At 58.7% G+C, this 17,325-nt stretch carries 10 protein-coding genes and 11 pseudogenes; 9 read left to right on the top strand and 12 right to left on the bottom strand.

Translation table 11 applies throughout. The features are described 5' to 3' along the window. Nucleotides 1-178: 178 nt before the first annotated feature. The 6 genes and pseudogenes from CRO48_RS30195 to CRO48_RS30220 all read right to left on the bottom strand — a co-directional run. Nucleotides 179-335, bottom strand: a pseudogene (locus CRO48_RS30195) (IS6 family transposase); the annotation flags it as partial. A 474-nt stretch (nucleotides 336-809) separates the two neighbouring features. After that, nucleotides 810-881: pseudogene (locus tag CRO48_RS30200) on the bottom strand (type II 3-dehydroquinate dehydratase); the annotation flags it as partial. Nucleotides 882-884: 3 nt separating this feature from the next. Continuing rightward, nucleotides 885-2,186 carry a TRAP transporter large permease gene (locus tag CRO48_RS30205; RefSeq protein WP_097143362.1) on the bottom strand — a complete coding sequence of 434 codons (1,302 nt, stop codon included), beginning with the start codon at nucleotides 2,184-2,186 and terminating at the stop codon, nucleotides 885-887. Continuing rightward, nucleotides 2,183-2,701, bottom strand: coding sequence for a TRAP transporter small permease (locus tag CRO48_RS30210; protein ID WP_097143363.1), 519 nt, complete (start codon nucleotides 2,699-2,701; stop codon nucleotides 2,183-2,185). The genes CRO48_RS30205 and CRO48_RS30210 overlap by 4 nt, the downstream gene beginning before the upstream one ends. 82 nt (nucleotides 2,702-2,783) lie before the next feature. Further along, on the bottom strand, nucleotides 2,784-3,770 hold the full coding sequence (gene dctP / locus CRO48_RS30215) for a TRAP transporter substrate-binding protein DctP (RefSeq protein ID WP_097143364.1): 987 nt from the start codon (nucleotides 3,768-3,770) through the stop codon (nucleotides 2,784-2,786). Between the two features lie 482 nt (nucleotides 3,771-4,252). Further along, nucleotides 4,253-5,143 (bottom strand): shikimate dehydrogenase, encoded by an 891-nt coding sequence (locus tag CRO48_RS30220; protein WP_097143373.1) that lies wholly within the window; start codon nucleotides 5,141-5,143, stop codon nucleotides 4,253-4,255. A gap of 185 nt (nucleotides 5,144-5,328) precedes the next feature. Here CRO48_RS30220 and CRO48_RS30225 point away from each other — a divergent pair, with 185 nt between their 5' ends. From CRO48_RS30225 to CRO48_RS30240, 4 genes and pseudogenes are all read left to right on the top strand, one after another. After that, on the top strand, nucleotides 5,329-6,000 hold the full coding sequence (locus tag CRO48_RS30225) for a TetR family transcriptional regulator (protein WP_097143365.1): 672 nt from the start codon (nucleotides 5,329-5,331) through the stop codon (nucleotides 5,998-6,000). Nucleotides 6,001-6,195: 195 nt separating this feature from the next. After that, a pseudogene (locus tag CRO48_RS30230) lies at nucleotides 6,196-6,737 on the top strand (osmoprotectant NAGGN system M42 family peptidase); the annotation flags it as partial. 51 nt (nucleotides 6,738-6,788) lie between these two features. After that, nucleotides 6,789-7,404, top strand: a pseudogene (locus CRO48_RS30235) (IS6 family transposase). Nucleotides 7,405-7,457: 53 nt separating this feature from the next. Continuing rightward, nucleotides 7,458-7,754: pseudogene (locus CRO48_RS30240) on the top strand (DDE-type integrase/transposase/recombinase); the annotation flags it as partial. Between the two features lie 65 nt (nucleotides 7,755-7,819). Here the strand turns inward: CRO48_RS30240 and CRO48_RS30245 are convergent. Beyond that, complete coding sequence (locus tag CRO48_RS30245; protein ID WP_097143366.1) at nucleotides 7,820-9,067, bottom strand: DUF2254 domain-containing protein; 1,248 nt, start codon at nucleotides 9,065-9,067, stop codon at nucleotides 7,820-7,822. Nucleotides 9,068-9,203: 136 nt separating this feature from the next. Between CRO48_RS30245 and CRO48_RS30250 the strand changes: the two are divergent. Further along, nucleotides 9,204-9,644, top strand: a pseudogene (locus tag CRO48_RS30250) (DDE-type integrase/transposase/recombinase); the annotation flags it as partial. A gap of 186 nt (nucleotides 9,645-9,830) precedes the next feature. Here the strand turns inward: CRO48_RS30250 and CRO48_RS30255 are convergent. Then, the gene (locus tag CRO48_RS30255) at nucleotides 9,831-10,523 is read right to left on the bottom strand and encodes a GntR family transcriptional regulator (RefSeq protein WP_176526953.1); all 693 of its coding nucleotides are present in this window, start codon (nucleotides 10,521-10,523) and stop codon (nucleotides 9,831-9,833) included. 158 nt (nucleotides 10,524-10,681) lie between these two features. Beyond that, nucleotides 10,682-12,037, bottom strand: coding sequence for an MFS transporter (locus CRO48_RS30260; protein ID WP_097143368.1), 1,356 nt, complete (start codon nucleotides 12,035-12,037; stop codon nucleotides 10,682-10,684). 225 nt (nucleotides 12,038-12,262) lie between these two features. Here CRO48_RS30260 and CRO48_RS30265 point away from each other — a divergent pair, with 225 nt between their 5' ends. The 4 genes and pseudogenes from CRO48_RS30265 to CRO48_RS32600 form a co-directional block, all read left to right on the top strand. After that, nucleotides 12,263-13,366 (top strand): CapA family protein, encoded by a 1,104-nt coding sequence (locus tag CRO48_RS30265; protein ID WP_176526954.1) that lies wholly within the window; start codon nucleotides 12,263-12,265, stop codon nucleotides 13,364-13,366. Between the two features lie 163 nt (nucleotides 13,367-13,529). Then, nucleotides 13,530-14,337 (top strand): annotated as a pseudogene (locus tag CRO48_RS33170) (asparaginase); the annotation flags it as partial. Nucleotides 14,338-14,360: 23 nt separating this feature from the next. Then, nucleotides 14,361-14,489 (top strand): annotated as a pseudogene (locus CRO48_RS33435) (transposase domain-containing protein); the annotation flags it as partial. A 25-nt stretch (nucleotides 14,490-14,514) separates the two neighbouring features. Beyond that, nucleotides 14,515-14,955, top strand: a pseudogene (locus tag CRO48_RS32600) (ATP-binding protein); the annotation flags it as partial. Here the strand turns inward: CRO48_RS32600 and CRO48_RS30285 are convergent. From CRO48_RS30285 to CRO48_RS30295, 3 genes and pseudogenes are all read right to left on the bottom strand, one after another. Further along, nucleotides 14,954-15,247, bottom strand: a pseudogene (locus CRO48_RS30285) (IS21 family transposase); the annotation flags it as partial. The pseudogenes CRO48_RS32600 and CRO48_RS30285 overlap by 2 nt on opposite strands. 133 nt (nucleotides 15,248-15,380) lie before the next feature. Next, the gene (locus CRO48_RS30290; protein WP_097143371.1) at nucleotides 15,381-16,871 is read right to left on the bottom strand and encodes an HAL/PAL/TAL family ammonia-lyase; all 1,491 of its coding nucleotides are present in this window, start codon (nucleotides 16,869-16,871) and stop codon (nucleotides 15,381-15,383) included. Further along, nucleotides 16,868-17,230: pseudogene (locus CRO48_RS30295) on the bottom strand (ATP-binding cassette domain-containing protein); the annotation flags it as partial. The pseudogene CRO48_RS30295 and the gene CRO48_RS30290, both read right to left, overlap by 4 nt. Nucleotides 17,231-17,325 lie beyond the last annotated feature (95 nt).

Raw genomic sequence — 17,325 nt, forward strand, 5'->3', positions numbered from 1 at the left:
GATCATAAAAATCATCAGCGCCGATTACACTCGGCGCAACGAGACCTGCTGGCCTTTGCCCGCTGCTGCTTCCCTACATAGGACGTTGTCGGACCAAATATGCGTCGGGATGCCCCGCAGGATGAAGAGGTCGGAAAGCAAGCCGATCACATCGACGGCCTTCAGCTTTCTTTCGACCCCGTATCGTTTCATACGAAACGACTATGCCGCGCTCCACCAGCAATTCCTCGACCAGGCGCAGGCTCAGCGGGAACCGAAAGTACAACCAGACCGAATGGGCGATGATATGTTGCGGGAAAACGGTGGCGCTTGTAGCTGATAGCTGAATTCTTCATCCCGCTATCTCTACGCCCCACTTACTGACAGCAGGTGTATGTGACAACACCCGAAGAAGCCTTTCAAGGTTGTCGCAGTTGCGCTCGCCAAAAAGATTGCCCGCATCGTCTGGGTGCTCATGGCGAGGAACATGGCCTTCCAGCAGGGCGATGCCACCGGCGACAGCGCTAAGGTCGCAGCGTCGGCCTGATCACGATAGCGCCCCCTCACGCAAAATAGTTGGCGGAGTGACGATGGTATGATGTGACAGCGAAAGCGGAATGGACCGCACCAACCGAAGAACCCGCGGCGATGTCTTTCGCAACAACAGCGCGATAACGTGATAGCGATCGGTTCAAGCGGACAACATCAGGGCCAGCGGTTATTTGTGCCGCGCGAATAGGCCGGAGACATGACCGCACCTGACCCGCAAAGCTCAACCATCAGCCAAAATCACATTGCCAAACGGGCGCCATCCAGACATCACATCACCTGCCGTAGATATCAGGCTCGCGTTTGCCCAGCCGGTTTAGGTTGGGGCCGTTGAGAACGTATATGGGTTTCATGGGTTATCCTTGATATCCAAGCAACCGTGGCAGCCAGAGAACGCTGTCGGGGACAAATGTTATGAAGACGAGGCAGACGACCATCCAAAACAGGAATGGTGCGGCATCCAGGATGATATCCTTGATGGGCGCTCCGGAGATCTTTGCAACGATGAACAGCAGCAGGCCGTAGGGAGGCGTCACCAGCCCGAGCATGATATTGACGACGACCACAACACCGAAATGGACGAGATCAATACCAAGTGCCTGCGCTGTCGGTATGAAGACCGGCACGATAATTAGCAGGATCGCTGTCCCTTCCAGCAAGCAACCAAGAATAAGCAGGATCACATTGACCAGGATCAGAAAGCCTGTGGGGCTGAGATCCCAGCCGGTCAGTATCACCCGAATGCTATCGGGTATGTTCTCGATCGTGACGACGTAATTGAACACCAGTGCCCCCGCGATCAGCATGCCGATCGAAGCCGTCGACTTGGCGCTTGCCGCAAGAGATCCGTAGAAGTCCTTAAAGCTGATGCTGCGATAGAGCACGACCGAGATCAGTAGCGCGTAGCCCGCGGCAATGGCCGCCGCCTCGGTTGGGGTCGTGATGCCGGAATAGATGCAGCCGAGCAGCACGACGGGCATCATCAAAGCGGGGAAAGCGCGGACCGTGATACCCGGGATCTCCCGGAGCGGAACAGGCTTCTCGACGGGGAAGTTCCGACGCCGGGCGGTGATGACCACCTGCACCATCTGCAGGCCCGCCATCAGCAGACCGGGCACCATGCCTGCAAGGAAGAGGTAGCCGATCGAGGCATCGGAGACGAGCGAGTAGATGATCATCGGGATGGATGGCGGGATAATCGGGCCGACTACCGCCGTTACTGCCGTCAGAGCGGCAGCGAAGCTCGGTGTGTAGCGGCCTTCCCGCGTCATCATGCTCTGCATCATCTTTCCACTGCCTGCGGCATCTGCGATGGCCGAGCCGGACATGCCCGCAAAGATGATGCTTTGGACGATGTTCACCTGCGCCAGCCCGCCGCGGAAGCGGCCAACAAGGACATTGCAGAAGTTGAGCAAGCGCTCGGTCATAGAGCCGACGTTCATGAACTCGGCCGCCAGGATGAAGAGTGGTACGGCCAGGATGACGTAGTTGGAATACATGCCGTTGAGGAACTGTTCGGCGGCAATCCCCATGTCGGCACCAACAAGCCACAGGTAAAGTATGGAGCCGCTGATCATGGAAAGACCGATCGGCAGTCCCATGAAGGCAAGTGCGGTAATGACCACAAGGGTGATGGAAAAGGGGCTTGCAAATGTCATACGCCTGAGCCCGCCTTGGTCGGATCGAATGCGTCTGGTGCCGTGCCGCGAATGGCCTGAACAGCGAGCCATAGATAGCGGATAATCATTGCAACGGCGAAGACGACATAGATCGAATAGAGGTAGTCAAAACGAATCTTGAGGTAGGCGGTGCTTTCGACCTTCATGAAGGTCACGTAATCGATCACGGCTGGAAGAGAGATCCCGAACAAAAATATCAGCGCGGCAGCGCAGATAACCTGCATGATCCTCCGCGCCTTGTCGCCGGCCCCGCCCCAGATCAAGTCGAAACGAATTTCGTCCACCTCGCGCACGACAAAGGCCGAGCCGAAGAGCACGATCCAGATCCACAGCGCCACGCTAACCTCGTGGGTCCAGCCGATCGAAAGGTTGAGCGCGTAGCGGAATATGATCTGTAGCGTGAAGACGACGAACATCGCCAGGAGCAGCAGGCACAGAAGATTTTCCGCGCGTCGTCTCAGCCATCCGCCGATGGCGAGTAGTCTCGGGGGCATATCCAGTTCTCCAGAAGGTAGCGAGGCGGGTTGTTAGCTCCGCCTCACCGCTCGGCAACGAGCAATTATGCGAGGCAGCCGACTAGAGGCCCGCAACTTTCTCCAGAATTCCTTCCGGCCACGACTTCGCCAGGTCGGAGTTCAGATACTTTTCCTGGGCAAACTTGCGGAAGGCTTCGAGGTCCGGCTCGTAGATCTGCAGGCCTGCGGCCTTGAACTCCTCAAGAAGTGCCTTTTCCTGTTCGACGTGCTTGTCTTCGCTAAACTTCATCGCTTTGTCGGCTGCCGCCTGAAAAGCCTGCTGTTGCTCCGGCGTCATCGCATTCCACGCCTCTTTGGAGATCACAAGCAGGTCGTAACCGATCAGGTGCGAGGTCAATACGATCTGCGACATCACTTCATAGAACTTCATGTTCTTGACGTTTGGCAGCGGATTGTCCTGGCCATCGATCGCGCCGGTCTGAAGTGCCGTGTAGACTTCGGCATAAGCGACCGGCACCGGATTCGCACCGAGCGCCTCGCCAAGGAACTGCCAGGCGTCGCCGCCCGGCATACGCAGCTTGATGCCGGCCATGTCTTGCGGCGTCGCGATCTTCTTTTCTGGCTTCAATCCAACTTGGCGTGCGCCAAAATAGGTCGGACCGAGAATATGGATGCCGAGTTGATCTTCGGCCATTTTCTTGAATTCGGCACCGACCTCACTGTTGAAGAAGGCGCTCAGATGTGCGGCATCTCGGAATAGATAGGCAGAGGTCAGCACCGACCATTCCGGGATCTGCTTGGAGATGTCCTGGGGTGCAATGTTGCCCATCTGCAGATTGCCGCGCTGGATCGCGACGAGTTCGGTGCCCTGCTTGAACAGGTTGCCGCCGTAGTAGGGCTCCAATGTGAAATCGTCCTTGATCTCCTCTGCGAGCATCTTGGTCATCTCGGCGCGGATGTCTTGCTCGGAAAAGACCGCCGAAAACTTCAGGGTAGGCTTGTCTTGCGCGAGCGCCGGAACGGCAAGTGCCGCTGCGGCAATCATCGTTGCGCCAATCAAGTGGCGACGTGTCAGGGCAAGGTTCATGCTTTCTCCTCCTGTTGTTGGTCCATCACCCGATGATCGGATGATCACCCTCCTCATCCAAAGCCGTTCCCCCCGGCTATGACTCTGATAATAATGTACGGAATGGTCCGTTTAATCAATCCAGCGATTCAAGATTGACGCATCAGATGGCGTGAGCGAACCAGACACTCCACCCCTGATGTCGGAATTACCTGCGTCATGCAACCGGCCCCCTCCGGTTTCGTCTGCCTTTAAGGGCTGCTATGCGCAAGACGGCGTCGGCAGCACCATATCCCCGACAGCCAGCCCGCTAAATGATCTCGAAGAAGAAGCCCCGGCGAATGTCCCGCTGTGTGCGGTGCAACTCCGGCATGCCTTCGAAGTCGCGGATCATGCGAGCGACGTCTCGAAGATTTGGACCACGTCGAAGCCTGCGTTGGCAATTGCTTTCAGCTTTTCTGGGAGCTCTCCGCTGATCGAAACCGTCGTGATCGAAGTCTTCATCAGCCCCCCTCTGCAGCCAGCGTGGGTTGCGCGGCACCTCGGGTCAACTCCTTGAAGTGCCTCAACATGCGCGCCGCGTCAGGTTCGATCCCGGTGAAAAGTTCGAATGCTTTGACCGCCTGAAAAACTGCCATGCCGCCCCCGTCCAACGTGCGGCAGCCGCGACGTCTCGCCTCTACCAACAGTTCCGTGTTGAGCGGAAAATAGACAACTTCGGCGACCCATGGGTTCGACTGCAAAAGTTCCGCAGGCAAAGGCAAGCCCGGATACTTGACCATCCCCGTCGGCGTCGCGTGGATGAGGCCTGTGGCGTTCGCCATCTCCGCTGCCAGATCAGCCCCGGCCCTGATCGCTGCGCCTTTGAAATGCCGCTGCATGTTCTCGACCAAGGCGGACGCGCGGCTTTCCTCCTGATCGAAAATCGTAAGCGCGGGGGCACCAGAGCGCAGAATGGCGAAGGCCGTGGCAGCACCCGCGCCACCGGCACCAAGCTGGACGACCGAGGCCAAGTTGGCACCAGGAAGGCCACGGCTGAAGCTCTCCGCGAAGCCCCACCAGTCGGTGTTGTGACCGCGCCGTCGACCATCGCGAAGCACGACGGTGTTGACTGCGCCGAGCGCCGCTGCCTCGTCCGACAAATCGTCAAGCAATTCGAGGACCTGCTGCTTGCAAGGGTGCGTGATATTGAGGCCGCCAAAGCCGCGTCGTTCCGCATCCACCAGAAGTGCGGCGATCTGATCGCCCTCGACTCTGTCGAGATCGAACAGGACGTAGCGGTAATCCAGGCCTTGCGCGCGCCCCTCTGCCATATGCATGGCGGGCGTCAACGACGCTTGTATCCCCTTACCGATCAGTCCAGCTTCGAATGGCGAAACCTGCTTAGCAGTCATTTCCAACCCCCACCGCCGGCACATGGATCAAGACGGCTTTGTCCTGCCATTGGCACTCCTTCCGTCGCATACTGCCTGATTTTGATAATGTACGAACCAGTCCGTGTCAAATTGCGCGAGTTGATGACGGGCTCAAAGCTGAATAAGAAGTGAGGCGTCTGCGGGCCGACTGCCCGCCCAGGGGGATGAAGAATAACGTGGCCAGGCCTGTTGATAGAGAGGGTAGGAAGAACGACCCCGAGAAAACAAAAGAAGATATCCTCAGGGTCGCCACCGAGGAGTTCTCTGCCTATGGCCTGTCAGGCGGGCGTGTCGACGCCATCGCGGAGAAGACAAGAACCTCGAAGCGGATGATTTACTACTATTTCGGCAGCAAGGAGGGCCTCTATCTTGCGGTCCTGGAGAAGGCCTACCGAAAGATCCGGTCGCTTGAGGCTGATCTCGAATTGGCGGATATGCCGCCCGTCGAGGCGCTGCGGACCTTGATTGCCAGCACCTTTGATCACGACGAGAACAACCCGGACTTCGTTCGGCTGGTGAGCATCGAAAACATTCACTACGCGAGCCACATGAAGCAGTCCTCGGAGATCGGAGAGCTGAATCTCTCGATCGTCAAGACCATCGCAGCGGTTCTGGAACGAGGCCGCGGCGAAGGTATCTTCCGTCGGGATGTCGATGCCGTCGACCTTCACATGCTCATCAGCGCATTCTGCTTTTTCCGCGTTTCGAACAGATACACCTTTGGCACGATCTTCCACCGCGACCTCTCCGCGCCTGAGCTTTACAACCGACACAAGCACATGATCTGTGATGCGGTCTTGGCCTATGTGAGGTGCTCGGAAACCTCAGGTGGGTAGGCAACCCTGATCGCCTGGGCGAGCGTCCAAGCGGCGGGGCTGATCAGCGTGCCACGGCGGGCCAGGTCGGTGACATCTCGCAGGCTCGGACGCTTCCCGATGGGCGGGAAGGCAAGGTCGTGCCGAGGAAGACTTAGCACTCGCCGGCTCCGGCATTTGTAGACGAAACCGGTGTTGGCTGCGACAACGGCCCCCATGCAGACACCGATCAATATCGACGCGGATTATCTCAGGTCCCGGCTGACGGCGCTGCTCGACATTCAGAGCCCCACCGGTTTTACTGACGAAGCCGTGCGTTACACAGCGCACGAACTGGAGCGCCTCGGGCTGGAAGGTCAAGCTGACGCGCCGCGGCGCTGCGGAACGGCCGGCTCGAACTCGTCTCGATCGGCCATTGGTCCGCGCGGTTTGCCGAAGGCGCCCGCGCTTCGATCTTTTCCGGCAAGGGGATCTATAGCGGCTCCGTCCTGCCGTTGAAGGCGTCGGGCCACACCTTCAACGACGAAGTCGACGCGCAGCCAACGGGATGGCCCCACGTCGAGTTTCGTATCGATGCGCTCTCGCGTGACCGGAAGGACATCGTGCAACTCGGAATTGATATCGGCGATATCGTCGCCATAGATCCGCAGGCAGAATTTCTCGGCAATGGTTTCATCGTCTCGCGCCATCTCGATGACAAGGCCGGGGTAGCGATCATGCTTGCCGCGCTCGAGGCTATGCAGCGGGAGGCGATTGAAAGGTGTTGTCACATAAACCCGCTGTCCGTAAGTGGGGCGTAGAGATAGCGGATGAAGAATTCAGCTATCAGCTACAAGCGCCACCGTTTCCCGCACCATATCATCGCCCATTCGGTCTGGTTGTACTTTCGGTTCCCGCTGAGCCTGCGCCTGGTCGAGGAATTGCTGCTGGAGCGCGGCATAGTCGTTTCGTATGAAGCGATACGCCGATGGGGTCGGAAATTCGGACCCGCTTACGCGAAGCAAATCCGTCGCCGGCCGCCGTCGCAGCGGTTCTCGACGAGATCATTCAAAGCCGGCGCGATACGAAAGCCGCGAAGCGACTGCTGATCAGGCTACTAAAGAAAGCAGGCATGCCGCCCAAGCGGATCGTCACCGACAAACTGCGTTCGTACGACGCGACCAAGCGTGACGTTATGCCGGCTGTCGAGCACCGGTCCCACAAGGTCAACAATCAAGCGGAAAATTCTCATCTGCCGCTCCGAAAACGAGAACGCCCGATGCAGGGTTTCCGTTCAGCCGGCAGCTCGCAGCGGTTCATCTCGATCTTCTCGGCGCTCCGAAATCTCTTCGTCACTCCGCATCACAAACGATCCCCCTGGCCACTCACATTCACCGCATCCGCGCAATAGCGCATTGGAAGGCCGTGACGGGCGCGGTTGCCTGATCTCAGAGAGCCGTGGGCGTGGTTCGATCACCGCTCGATAACGTGACAACTCCCGCATCGTCACTGACAAGCTTTGGTCTTACGGCGCTGCACGGCATCAGGTCATGCCGGACGTCGAACATCGATTGCGCAAGGGCTTGAACAACCGCGCTGAAAACTCGCACCTGCCGCTGCGGAAACGGGAGCGGGTGATGCAGCGGTTCCGTTTGGCAGGCGCACTGCAGCGTTTCGCAAGCGTCTTTTCGGCGGTCCGAAATCTCTTTGTCCCGCCTCGCTCGAAACACTTAGCCATTGCTGTCCATCTGCATCGCCTCAACGCGATCGCACACTGGAGAGCTGTCACCGGATCGGCAGGCCTGATCCACGCACCATCATCCCACACACGCTTCTGCGAAGTTAACCTGACATCACCATCTTAGGTACTCGCGTCGAGCAGTTCACGCAGGCGCAGCTTGTCAGCCTCCAATGTAAGAGCGGCTTCGGCGCGACCCATAGCCATCCGCGATTGGTGCAGGGCTGCCGCCCTGAACGCGGCGTCGCCCATGCGGCTCAGTGCGAGCAGAGACTTCTGGAGACGCAGTTGCACCTCAATCAGCGCTGCTCCGTCGCGCGCTATTGCCATGAATGCGTCATCAAAAAGGTCGAACGTGTCGAGCGGGGGGACATGGACGCGAGGGTGCTTGGGCGGTTCCCCTTGGTTGTCGTGGCGCCCACTCGCCCAGATGCTCATCAGGCGGGTCGAGCGGCCGACGACATCGATCGCCGTGCCGGGATCGTTGACCGCGGGAGACAGCGCACGGGAGGCGATCTCGCTCATCACCGCGAGGCCGAAGCGTGGATCCTGGTCGAAGGAACGTTGATCGCCGATCGAGAATGCACGGCATATCGTCTGCTTTTGCTCTTCGATATCGTCAGCGCTCTGTGGCCGGCTGATCCAAGCCAGTGGCGTATGGGGATAGACAAACGTGCCGGGAGTGGCTCCAACGAACAGTTCCGTATCGTGCGCCTCGCAAAACCGAGACAGCGCACCGATGTCGACGTGCTGCACGTAGCCGATCAAGTCTGCGGTCACGAGGACGCGGTCCTCAGGTAAGTCGCGTGCGCGGTCGCGCACTGGACAGCCCCCGAGATAGGGTTCATCGAGCCGCATCTCGATGGCCGCGCGTGTCGCTTCTTCGACCCGATCAGTTGTTTCTCCAACGCGGCCAAGGCGAGTGAGATGGTCAATCCACCGCAACAGGGAAATCACGACGAGCGCGATGACCACGATCGTAAAGACGAACAGGACAACACGCCCCCGCTCGCCATAGGCACCTGTCTTCAGCACGACTAGGCCGACGATTCCGAATAGAAAGGAGCCAATGAAAGTCGACAGCACCGTCTGCGTCAGGCGATCCTCCATGAGGAGTTTGGTGGCGCGCGGGGTGACGTTGCTGGTCGCCGAGCCAAAGGCCGACACCATCACGTTAAGCGAGAAAGTGGTGACAGCGAGCATGCTGGAGGCGATGATGGTGAGGATGCTGTCGACGGCATCGGCGCCGATCGTGCCGGGCATCCTCCAGGGGATATAGCGGTCGACCACAGCCGCGAGAACCGCTGCCAGAACCCCGAGCGATCCGATCAGACTGGCGTGCACCCACAATCGCCGTGTCAACTGCGCCATCAACCATTGCCAACGCGGCATCCTTCACCTCTCGTCTCGCAGACCCCGAACAGCATTGTAGGCCTTGCCGCATATCAGAGAGCGAACCTGGCGATCTCTGTAAAGCGCAAATTGATAGGCACCACATAGAATAACCCGCGCCATCGACAAGCACGGAAACCCGATCGACTTCCTTCTGGCTGCAAGGCGCGACCGCGATGCCGCCAAGCGCTTCTTCAGCAAAATGCTGAAGGACGAGCCTTTGAGGTCGCCGCGGAAGATCGGCACGGATCGCGCCAACACGTCCCTGGCCGCAATAAACTCATCGGTCGGCAACCGCCTGCTCCATCCCGATCCGGTACACTACGTCATCAAGCATTTGCAGCAGGGCATCGAGAGCGACCATTTCAGGGTGAAGAAGAACATGCCGAAAATCGGGGACTTCCAATCCTTCAACACCGCGCGCCGAACGATCGCTGGGTTCGAAGCGATGCTCTGGCTGCGGAAAGGCTTCGGCTTCAGTCGCGATTGGGCCGTCAACGATCAGAGCGACCTGCTCGCGCGCCTCTTCGGACTTCAAAAAGTTAATAAAGCGTGAAGCGCACCCCGGTCAGGGGTGAACTGCGGGACGAACCAAACTTTGCGACAAGCCCTCAGGACGGGTTTGTTCTGGAGGTGCTGGTGCAAAGCCGGATATCATGCGTGACGCGCCGACTCATGCATGCGTTCTCGATTCATCCAACATCCTCGCATTTCAGCTATTCTCTTCGCCTGAGAACAAGCATCAATTAAAGATATCGCTGTCCTCGAAATCCTTGTGTTGACGAATCATCCGGCCAACGACTCGGTCACGAGACTGTTTGATATGGCGTATGACCGCGCTGCGGGCTCGTCGTCCGTCACGCAGTGCTAGTGCTTCAATGATTTCGTCATGGTCGTGCTCTAATTCATCACCGTCTCCGTGGCCGATATCGGCAAAGAGCAGCCGCTGGATTTCGTCAAAAATCTGGCTGGTGGCACGGCACAGCCGCCCATTGTCCGCGATCTCTGCAATTCTTTCGTGGAAGTCCTGATTGGCCTGCATGAAATTCCGATAGCTTGCCTTGTCGTCAACAACCAGCTTAGTATTCGATAGACGCCGCAGCTCCGCGATGTGCGCGTCGGTAATGCGTGGTGCAGCCAGTTCCGCGGCGGCCCCTTCGATGATCAGCCGCATTTGGATGAGCTCGTGAAAATCTTTGAGGCTGAGCTCCGTAACGGCATAGCCGCGCCTGGCGATAACCCTGACGAGTCCGTCCTGCCGCAGACGGGTCAGGGCTTCGCGCAACGGAGACGAGCTAACCTTGTAGCGCGCAATCAGGTCTGCCTCGTTGAACACGACTCCCTGGCGTATTTCTCCAAGCGTAATTGCATTGCGCAAATCACTGTAGACACGGTCCCCGAGCGATTGTTTAGGCGTAGAGGCAGAAGCTTTCATAAGGGCTCCGGAAAGAGGATCGGCTATGCGACGCAAACCACTTGATGGAGGACGACCGTTAGCGCTCGCCCTCCGAAGGCGGTAGAAACACCGGGCGTCAGCAGCAATGTCAAGCCTACTGGGCGTCGCCATTTGTAAAAGGCGACGCCCAGTGTGTGCTACAGACGGCTTACACTTTCAGGGGGCATTGTCTGCGCTTCTATATTCATGAAGCGTTGCACGGCAAGAACCAGGACAAGGGCGGCCGACAAGCCCAGAACGCCCACGGTCAGAAGTCCCGAGGCCACGCTACCAGTCTCGGTCTTCAGGAGGCCGAGGCCGTAAGGCGCTAGGAACCCTCCCAGGTTACCAAACGAGTTGATGATGGCAATGCCCGCTGCGGCGGCCGTCCCCGCAAAGAGCTTGTTCGGCATCTGCCAGAATACCGGAATGGCACCGTAAGCGCCGGCCAGGGCAAACGCGAAGGCTGCAATCGTCAATAGGGCGTTGTCATGGATGGGCATGGCGAGGGCGACAAAGGCGAGGCCACCTACAACAATCGAGCCAACGCATTGAGCGAGCGGGCGCTGCGTCCGATCGGCCATCAGGCCGTTGAAGATCATTGCCGCCGAGCCGCAAAGCGATACACCGGAAATAATCCAGCCGATGGTCGCGATATTGTCGAAGCCTGCTTCACGAACGATCGTCGGGCCCCAGAACGCCGCCGTCGCATTCATAACGATCACGAGGAAATAGACTGCAGTGAATATCCACAGGCGTCGGTCGCGGAGGACGAGCGCAAACGAATGCTGACGTTCGCCCAACGACTTGCTGTCTCGGTCCAGATCTGCGCGCAGCTCCAAGCGTTCTTTGGTTGTGAGCCAGTGCGCATCTTCTACTTTATCAGTGAGATATTTCAGGACGAACAGGCCAATCAGGACCGTTGGCATACCTTCAAGCAGAAAGAGCCACTGCCAGCCGGACGTCCCCAAATATCCATGCAAATGGGTCATGATCGATCCCGCAAGCGGCCCGCCAATAACTCCAGAAAGCGCTACCGACGACATGAAGATGCCGAAAACTTTGGCGCGACGTTCAGTGGGAAACCACAGCGTCAGGTACATGATCACGCCCGGGAAAAAGCCGGCTTCGAACGCGCCGAGGAGAAACCGCAGCGTATAGAACAGTGCCGGGGTCGTGGCGTGCGCCATCAGCATGCAGATCACGCCCCAGCCTATTGCGATGCGGGCAATGGTTTTGCGGGCGCCGATCTTCTGCAGAAGCAGATTGCTCGGAACTTCGAAGACCAGATAGCCGATGTAAAATATGCCTGCACCAAGGCCGTAGACAGCATCGCTGAACTGTAGCTCCTCCATCATCTGCAGCTTGGCGAAGCTTACGTTAACGCGATCGATCCATGCCAAGACCCAGAGGATCATGAGTATGGGTATCAGTCGCCAGAAGACTTTCTGGTAGGTCGCATCCAGATCGCCGGGCGCGGAAGCCGTTCCGCCCGCAGGAAGGTTGACGCTCATTTTGCGGGAATCCCCTCTTTTTCTTTGAACGTTGGAATACTGCGCGGGCGCCTTACATCGTCCGCAGCGCTTCTGATACATCATAAAAACATTACCAGTCAATAAACCTGCTTCTCTCCTCGGACAAATCCGAACAAAAGGCGCGATACTATGCAAAAAACGACTTGCCTTCAAAGGTATTTTCGTCGATTAAGATACATCATAAAAACATTTAGAGGAATCTTTATGCCTACGAAGGTGGTTTTCGCGGCCGCAGGCGACATCGTCGTTCGCAATCGGCTCTATCAGGATGGCGTCCCGGTACACCCCGGTTACGAGAGGACCATGGAATACCTGCGCGCCGGCGACGTCGTATGGGGTTCTTGTGAAGTCCAGTTCTCAAAGGCTGGCCATCGCACCGACGCACCGATCGCCTATCTCGTAGATCCGGCAGTCGCCAAAGATCTCGGCTACGCTGGCTTCAATTTGATGACCGTCGCGACCAATCACACACGAGATTTCGGCATTGGTGCATTCCTTGACACACTGTCGCACCTTGATCGGGCGGGCATTGCCACTGTCGGAGGCGGGCACGACCTCGCCGCTGCCCAGGCACCACGGATCGTCGAGATTGGCGAAACAAAGCTCGGCATCATCGCGGTTTCCTGCCTGTTGCCGCCTGATTACGCGGCAATGGTCGATCGTCCGGGAATTTCGCCCATCCGTGTCGAGCAATGGCCGGAAATCCATCCGGTGTTGCTAGCAACCGAGCCCGGCGCTCCCATGAAGATGCGCAGCCGCGCCGTCCCGGAAGACGTCGAACAGCTCATCGGGCAAATTGAACGCCTGCGAGCCACCGTCGATGTTCTGATTGTCAGTGTCCACTGGGGATATGGACGCGGAAATCCAAGGGCCGAATACCAACAGCCGCTCGGACGTGCGATCATCGATGCCGGTGCAGACATGGTGCTGGGCAACCATCCTCATAGCCCGGCTGGCATCGAAACGTACTGCGACAAACCCATCCTTTATAGTCTCGGCAATCATATCGCCCAGCAGGACTGGGCGAATGCTACCCCCGTCCAGAAGGACATCTTTTCGCAGATCGCCCCTTGGTCAATGGTTTGTTCGATTTCCATCGAGGCCGGCCAGATCAGCGAAATCGAGTTCCGCGCGACGCACTGCAACTCGGAGGGTATGCCTGTTCTCATCGACGACGCGGATGAAGCCGCACCGGTTCTCGCCGACTTTAAGCGCCTATCGACAACGCTAGGTACCGAGATGCTGATCGACGGTCCGCGGATGGTTTGCCGCTTTGAGACCGAAGAGAGGGTAGCCGCTATCGCTTGAAGGTCGATACAGCTCCATGCCGGCCGCAGTCAGATTCTGCATGACATTGCGGCCGGCTGCGAACCCGCCCGCAACGCCCTCAACCCTATGTTCGCCACCCGGCCAGATGGGATAAACCTTGTTACCTAGCGTTCTTATCGTATCTCTCGGCGGCACGATCACCATGACTGGCGATCGCGTCGGCGGCCTTGCTCCGACACTCACTGCGGATGATGTTTTGTCGGGTACACCGAGCATTGGGGACATTGCTTTCATTGAAACCTGGTCGCCGTTCAAGCTTCCCAGCGCGTCGCTAGCCATCTCACAGATAACGGCACTCGCCGAAGACCTTCGCAAACGCCTCGCAACTGGTTTCGATGCCGTTGTCCTCTTGCAGGGAACCGACACGCTTGAGGAGTCTGCCTACCTGCTTGATTGTCTCACCGAGGAAGAAAGCCCCATCGTTTTGACCGGGGCAATGCGGCGCGACGGCGTTGAGTGCCGATGGCCCCTCGAATCTGGCAGCAGCAATCAGAGTGGCCGTAGATTCGTCGAGCCGTGGGCGCGGCGTGCTCGTCGTTTTCGACGACGAAATCCATTCGGCCCAGTTTGTCGGTAAGTCACATACAACCAGACTATCTGCGTTCTGCTCCGCGGATGCTGCTCCGGTCGGGAGATTGAGTGAGGGCAGAGGCCAATACTATTGGCAAGCGGCCCGCTATCCGGCGCTGAAACTGCAATTCGACGCCGATAGCAAGCCCGTGGCGCTTCTAAGGTTCGCCATGGGAACGGATGACCGTATCCTATTGACCTTGCCAGATCTCGGCTTTTCCGGTCTCGTCATCGAGGGGGCCGGCGGAGGCCATGTCTCCGCGAGCCTCGCCCCGGCGTTGGAGCGACTGGCCAAGATCATGCCCGTTGTACTGTCCAGCCGGTGTGCGACGGGGCCGGTCCTGGAAAGCACGTACGGTTACCCTGGCTCTGAGATGGACCTCATCGCCCGAGGTGTCCTTCCGTCGGGCCGCCTAGATGGGCTGAAGGCTCGCTTGCTCGCAACGTCCTCACGCGCATCGCCGATCATCCGATCAACAAGATCGATGAGCTATTGCCGTGGAATATGGCTCGCGACGTCAAAAAGCTCTGACCCGACGATTACGGTTCTCGAACTGATGAGCAAGCTGAAGCTATATGGAATGCGCCGCGCTTACGACGAGGTCATGGGAAACGGCATCAAACGGCAGCACAAACCGCCGCGCATCGTCGGCGATCCCTTGCAGTCGACGATCGCCGAGAAGCAGGCCCGCTCCACTCGCTACCAGCTCAGCATCGCCAAGCTGCCGCTTGCCAAGGACATCGACGACTTCGACTTCGCCGATACACCCGTCAATGAACCCCTGTTGCAGGAACTGGCTACCGGCACCTTAGTCGCCGATCAGCACAATGTCGCGCTCGTCGGCGGCACGGGAACCGGAAAGAGCTACCTGGCCATCGCCATTGCCCGAGCCCTCATCCGCAACGGAACGCGCGGGCGCTTCTTCAACGTCGTCGATCTGGTCAATCGGTTGGAAACGGAAACGCGCAGCGGCAAGCAAGGGCGGACGGCAGACTACAGGTCTTCGGCACCGAGGCCGGGACACAGTCGAAACCGTCGAACGGCCCGACGTAATGCACGAGGCTGCCGCGCTCCTCCTCGAACATCTGCCAGATCGTCCGCTCGACTTGCTTGGGATGGCGGTGTGCCTTGGCATAGGCGATGCATTTGTCGAGCAGCCAGACGTTCAGCTCTTCCAGGCTTTTGACCCGTAGGCGTGGGGTGAAGAGGCGTTCGCGCACGAGGCCAACCTGGTTCTCGACCTGTCCTTTCTCCCAGCCGGATGCCGGCGTGCAGGCAACGGGATGAACGAAAGTACAACTAGACCGAAGGGGCGATGATATGTTGCGGGAAACGGTGGCGCTTGTAGCTGATAGCTGAATTCTTCATCCCGCTATCTCTACGCCCCACTTACTGACAGCGGGTTTATGTGACGACACCGGCTTATCTGATAACTCCCCCTGAATTCATAATCGCCTTCATCGCATCGACGTCCTCAAAGATCGGCCGATCGTCGTTGTAGAGCGGGATCTCCTTTCGAACACGCTCCCGAATGATCGAGGTTTGCGGTGCGGATTTGGTGGCCTCCGGCTGAAGATCGAACGCTTGCGTGGCAGCGAGTATCTCGATCGCAAGAATGTCTTCCACGTTCTCCAAGACGACAAGCACCTTCAATGCTGCCGGGGTGGCGTGGGTCAGTATGTCCTCCTGCAGGGCGGCGGTGATGCCGCCATCGAGCGTTGCAGAACTGGAGAGACGCCGGTTTTCGGCAACCAGCGATGCCGCCGTGCATTGGATGACCTGAAAGCCGGAGCAGGTGCCGCTGTCGGCCGTCAGGAAGGCCGGTAGTCCGCTGACCAGCGGGTTGACCAGCCTGTCCAGACGCCTTTCCGAGATGGTGCCGAGCAAAGAGGCGGCGATGGCCAGATTGTCCATCGCCAGCGCTATGCCTGCCCCGACGGCATGGGCTTCGGAGCGCACGATCGGCTCGTCCGGTGTACCGTCGATGGCGGGATTGTCGGTGATGCTGGATAGCTCTCGGCTGACCACTTCGCTCACCTGGGCGAGGGTGTCGCGTATCGCACCGTGGACTTGCGGGATCGCCCGCAGGCTCAGCGGATCCTGCGTCCTCCTCCCTGCCTTCGCAGCGAGTATGGGGCTATCGGCAAGGAAGGTCCGGAGCGCATCGCCGACCTGATCGAGCCCGTCCGACCGGCGCATCGACAGCGTCTGCCGGTCGAAGGTCCCAGCCTGGCTGCCGAGGTTTTCGTAACTCATGGCGGCAGCCGCATCCGCCCAATCGACAAGTCGCCTTAGACGCGCCAGTGCGAGGCAGGCAAGGCCGGTGGAGCACGATGTTCCATTGACCAGGCTCAGGCCCTCCTTTGCCTCGAGGAGGAGCGGCGAGCAGCCGATCTGCTTGAGCGCCTCGGCGCCCTGGAGCCGATTGCCGCGATAGATCGCCGATCCGGAACCGATCATCACGAGGGCGATACTGGCAGTATGCGCCAGATAGCCCACGGAGCCCTTCGACCTGACGACAGGAACGCAATCCTGGTTCAACATGGCGCACAGGAGTTCCACAAGCTCCAGCCGAACGCCGGAGCGACCGTGCGCAAAGGTGTTGACCATGGCCGCCATGATTGCGCGGGTTTCGACGCGCCCCAGCGGCTCGCCGACAGCGCATGCATGGCTCATGATGATGTTGCGGGAGAGTGTCTGCTGGTTTGCCCGGTCGATGATGACATCGCACAAGGCCCCCACGCCCGTATTGATGCCGTAGCCGCGAATATTTCTTGCAACAATCGATTCGACGATGGTCCTGGCAGTTGAAATGCGCGCGCGTGCAGCCTCGGACAATTCAAGGCGGGCTCCCTCGGCCACTGCCGCCAGGCTCTGCCAGGACAGCGGTTGATCCATGATGATTTCGCTCATGCGTGCACCTGTCTCCCTTTCACGAAGCGCTTGACGTAGTCATCGGCGGGGTTCGCCAGAATATCGGCCGGCATGCCTGTCTGCACGACCTGACCATCCTTCAGGATCGAAATCTCCGACCCGATCTTTAGGGCTTCATCGAGATCGTGGGTGATGAAGACGATGGTCTTCGAAAGGTTCTTCTGCAAATCCAGCAGCTGGTCTTGCATGTCCGCACGGATCAACGGATCGAGGGCGCTGAAAGCCTCGTCCATGAGGATGACGTCGGTGTCGGCGGCGAGCGCGCGCGCAAGCCCGACCCTTTGCTTCATCCCCCCCGACAACGAAAAGGGATAGCGATCCTCGTAACCCGACAGGCCTGTCCGACATCAGCGCCCATGAGACAGAATTGGTTTAATTGAGAAGAGAGGATTTTCGGCTCATCGTAGCTCATTCAAAGGAAGCGAAGATGAGA

Origin of the sequence: Rhizobium subbaraonis, assembly GCF_900220975.1 — a bacterium.
GTDB lineage: Bacteria > Pseudomonadota > Alphaproteobacteria > Rhizobiales > Rhizobiaceae > Mycoplana > Mycoplana subbaraonis.